Raw genomic sequence first — 3,889 nt, 5'->3', positions numbered from 1 at the left:
GCTAATTTACGATGATTACATTTACGTCCTAGAACTTAACTATACAGAGGCTTTGAGTGTTTTCGGAGATGTCTAATAATTACTTTCAGATATCGGATAATTTCAGAGCCACACAAAGGAGAGGTGCGTCACAATTAATTGATCGTGTTTACCGTTGGGTGGCGGCGGGTTTTTGAGATGGTTTGTTTTAGCCTCAGATTGTTGGTGAACCCGCCCCTACAGGGACTGCAAAATTTTGAAAAAATGTAAAATTTTGTATATAAAATGACTGATGTTGCGGACAATAAACGATAGTTGATATGGAAGAGATTTTAAGCGTCCGCGAAAACAATTTTTAATCAGGTAATAAAATGGTAGTAGCAGCACCTGTTCAATCCGGCAGTCAGTCGATTTTTCAAAGTCGCTACGACAACTTTATCGGCGGCAAGTGGGTGCCACCGGTGAAAGGGAAATACTCGGAAAACCTGTCTCCAATTACAGGAAAATCAATTTGTCAAGTCCCCCGATCGACCGCCGAGGATGTAGAATTGGCACTGGATGCCGCCCACGCCGCGAAAGACAAGTGGGGTAAGACTTCCCCAGCAGACAGGGCGCGGGTTTTGCACAAAATAGCCGATCGCATCGAAGAAAACCTCGATCGCCTCGCCATCGCCGAAACCTGGGACAACGGCAAACCAATTCGCGAAACCCGCCTCGCAGACATACCGCTGGCGATCGACCATTTCCGCTACTTTGCAAGCTGCATTCGAGCTCAAGAAGGTTCGATCGGCGAACTCGACGGAACCACCGTCGCCTACCACTTCCACGAACCCCTAGGCGTCATCGGACAAATCATCCCCTGGAACTTCCCCATATTAATGGCCGCCTGGAAACTCGCCCCAGCCCTCGCCGCCGGCAACTGCGTCGTGCTCAAACCAGCAGGCCCCACCCCCGCGTCAATCTTGGTACTGATGGAAATCATCGCCGACTTAGTACCAGACGGCGTAATCAACGTCATTAACGGGCCCGGCGCCGAAATCGGCAAAACCCTCGCCACCAGTCCCCGGATTGCCAAAGTCGCCTTCACCGGCGAAACCACCACCGGCAGGCTAATCATGCAATACGCCTCCCAAAACGTTATCCCCGTCACCCTAGAATTAGGCGGCAAATCCCCCAACATTTTCTTTGAAGATATCTGCGCCCAAGACGATGAATTCCTAGACAAAGCAGTCGAAGGATTAGTCATGTTTGCGTTTAATCAAGGCGAAGTGTGCACCTGTCCCTCCCGCGCCTTAATTCAGGAGTCAATCTACGATCGATTCATGGAAAGGGCGATCGATCGCATCCGCCAAATCAAACAAGACAACCCCTTAGAGCCGACAACCGCCCTCGGCGCGCAAGTCTCCATCAACCAGATGGAAAAAATCGCCGAATACGTCAAAATCGGTCACGCCGAAGGCGCAGAATGCCTGATTGGTGGCGAAAGAAACATCTTATCCGGCGACTTGCAAGACGGCTATTATTTCCAGCCAACAGTCTTCAAAGGAAACAACAAAATGCAAATTTTCCAAGAAGAAATCTTCGGCCCAGTATTAGCAGTCACCACCTTCAAAGACGAAGCCGAAGCATTAGAAATTGCCAACGATACCCTTTACGGTTTAGGTGCAGGAGTTTGGACTCGCGACATCAACACCGCCTATCGCATGGGCCGCGCCGTTCAAGCTGGCCGCGTGTGGACAAACTGCTATCACCTATATCCTGCCCACGCAGCATTCGGCGGCTACAAATCGTCTGGTATCGGTCGCGAAAATCACAAAATGATGTTAGATCACTACCAGCAAACCAAGAATCTGTTGGTCAGCTACAGCCCGAAAGCATTAGGTTTCTTCTAAGGTTTTAGTCATTGGGAAGAAAGAAAGAAGAAAGACACACTTCAAGGATTTGTAAACTCCTTCTTTCTCTCTTTCCTCTCTTTCTCTGCGTCCTCTGCGGTTCATTAAAAAAAATCTCGTTCACAAACGAAATAAAATTGCTACACAAAGAGACTGGAATGGAAACTGCCAAAGTCACCGCAACAGAAGCCGCTTTAAAATTAATTAACCATCTCAAAACTCAACACGGACAATTGATGTTTCACCAATCCGGCGGCTGCTGCGACGGTAGTTCCCCCATGTGCTTTCCCGATGGCGAATTGATAATCGGTGATGGTGACGTATTGCTGGGCGAAATAGGCGGTTGCCCGTTTTATATTGCAGCGCAGCAATACAAAAATTGGCAGCACACCCAGTTAATTATAGACGTGGCATCGGGGCCTGGAGGCAGCGATTTTTCCCTGGAAGGGCCGGATGGAGAGCGTTTTATTACTCGTTCTCGCTTGTTTGTTAATGCTGATTAACTCTGTTGGCGCATAATAGAGGGATGATATGGAGAAAAAGCAGCATGAAATGCCCAGAATGTAAATGCAATAGGCACCAGACAGTGCGTGAAGTTTTGTAAATGGGATATATTATTATCTTGGATACAATCTAGAGCCTTCTATTTCAGAAGTTGAAAAAACGGATGAACGCTATAATTATTGGTTGTGGCTATGTTGGAATTGCGGTTGCCCAGCATTGGCGGAACCTGGGTCACGTAATCACTGCAACGACTACAACGCAAGAACGGATTGGGGAGTTACAGAAAGTTGCCAACGAGGCGATCGTCCTGAAGCGCTGCGATGAAGAGACATTACCGACGATCCTGCAAAATCAAGATGTGGTCTTCCTGAGTCTCGCTCCTACAGCAAACCACCAAGTAGATTCCGATATGTACGAGGAGACATACCTGCATACGGCCAACAACCTTGTTCTTGCCTTGAAGCATTTTCCCAACATAAAACAACTCATATATACCAGTAGTTCTGGGGTGTATGGCAATAGTAATGGAGCCTGGGTTACTGAACTTTCACCCGTAGCACCCGCTGACAGACATGCAGAGATTTTACATGAGACAGAGCAAGTTTTGCTGTCAGCATCCAGCCCTGATTTGAAAGTATGTATCTTTCGCCTTGCAGCCATTTATGGACCCGATCGCGAGTTCAAGAAACGGTTAAGTGGGCTTGCAGGCACAACTCGCCCCGGCACAGGCAATAATTTCACGAACTGGATTCATCTGGACGACATTGTATCAGCAAGTGAGTTGGCGCTCGCTCGTCAATTAGAAGGAGTTTATAACCTAGTGAATGATGTTCCAATTACTGCTCGTGAATTGTTTAAACAACTGTGCGATCGCTACGAATTACCTGAAGTGGAATGGGATGGGTTAGATACAACAAAGCGATCGAATAATCGCCGCATATCGAATCAGAAGCTCAAAGCAGAAGGATACCAGCTCATTCATCCAGAAGTGGAAATTTGAGGCTGTTAAATGGCGAATACATCAGGCTTTTGTTCCGGTTGTTCGTAGATTAAAGTACAGCTTCGCTGTGTATCATTGGTATCTGGGGTCCAACTCATGGAGGCATAATAGGGAGTCTGGAATCGATCGCTCGAAAGAACAACCTCTATGGCATCTGGAAATTGGATTTGTAGAAAATCGCCTTGTATTTCACTCGGTAGAGGAGGAACTGGCAGTTGAGCCATCTCATCCAATGAAACATAGGTTGCGCCTGTGGTTTGAGAAGGAAGTTTGAGGCCGTTGACTCGATCGATCCTACAGTGAGTTTCTTCAGACCACCAAGGTTCCGCTGCCTCTTCTTTGCTCTCTCTAAACAATGAACACAGGTTAGGCTGAGGGCTATTTGCCGTAGATTGGTATATCGCCGCCGCACTTATTCTTTTTCCTGATGCCAGGAGGTAAGTAGTCAAACAAAATTAATTACACAAACAACTAATATGATATAATAAAAAATATCAAGTTGTGCTCAAAGAGA

At 47.0% G+C, this 3,889-nt stretch carries 4 protein-coding genes; 3 read left to right on the top strand and 1 reads right to left on the bottom strand.

Features of this window, described 5'->3' with window-relative positions:
• Nucleotides 1-350: 350 nt before the first annotated feature.
• The 3 genes from exaC to QUA83_RS30070 all read left to right on the top strand — a co-directional run bounded on the left by exaC (nt 351) and on the right by QUA83_RS30070 (nt 3,375).
• Complete coding sequence (gene exaC / locus QUA83_RS30080; protein ID WP_333297859.1) at nt 351-1,871, top strand: acetaldehyde dehydrogenase ExaC; 1,521 nt, start codon at nt 351-353, stop codon at nt 1,869-1,871.
• 158 nt (nt 1,872-2,029) lie between these two features.
• A complete protein-coding gene (locus QUA83_RS30075) occupies nt 2,030-2,374 on the top strand; it encodes a DUF779 domain-containing protein (protein WP_333297858.1) in 345 nt (114 codons plus the stop codon).
• A gap of 164 nt (nt 2,375-2,538) precedes the next feature.
• Nucleotides 2,539-3,375 (top strand): SDR family oxidoreductase, encoded by an 837-nt coding sequence (locus QUA83_RS30070; RefSeq protein ID WP_333297857.1) that lies wholly within the window; start codon nt 2,539-2,541, stop codon nt 3,373-3,375.
• A 5-nt stretch (nt 3,376-3,380) separates the two neighbouring features.
• Here the strand turns inward: QUA83_RS30070 and QUA83_RS30065 are convergent, their stop codons facing one another.
• Entirely contained in the window at nt 3,381-3,824 is a 444-nt protein-coding gene (locus tag QUA83_RS30065; RefSeq protein WP_333297856.1) for a hypothetical protein, read from the bottom strand.
• Between the last annotated feature and the right edge of the window lie 65 nt (nt 3,825-3,889).

Source organism: Microcoleus sp. K1-B1, assembly GCF_036704705.1.
GTDB lineage: Bacteria > Cyanobacteriota > Cyanobacteriia > Cyanobacteriales > Microcoleaceae > Microcoleus.
This window is presented reverse-complemented; position numbering and strand designations above follow the sequence as displayed.

Bases quoted from the DNA above. Each gene is read 5' to 3' on its own strand.
- exaC (WP_333297859.1), top strand. From the start codon at position 351: ATGGTAGTAGCAGCACCTGTTCAATCCGGCAGTCAGTCGATTTTTCAA.
- QUA83_RS30075 (WP_333297858.1), top strand. From the start codon at position 2,030: ATGGAAACTGCCAAAGTCACCGCAACAGAAGCCGCTTTAAAATTAATT.
- QUA83_RS30070 (WP_333297857.1), top strand. From the start codon at position 2,539: ATGAACGCTATAATTATTGGTTGTGGCTATGTTGGAATTGCGGTTGCC.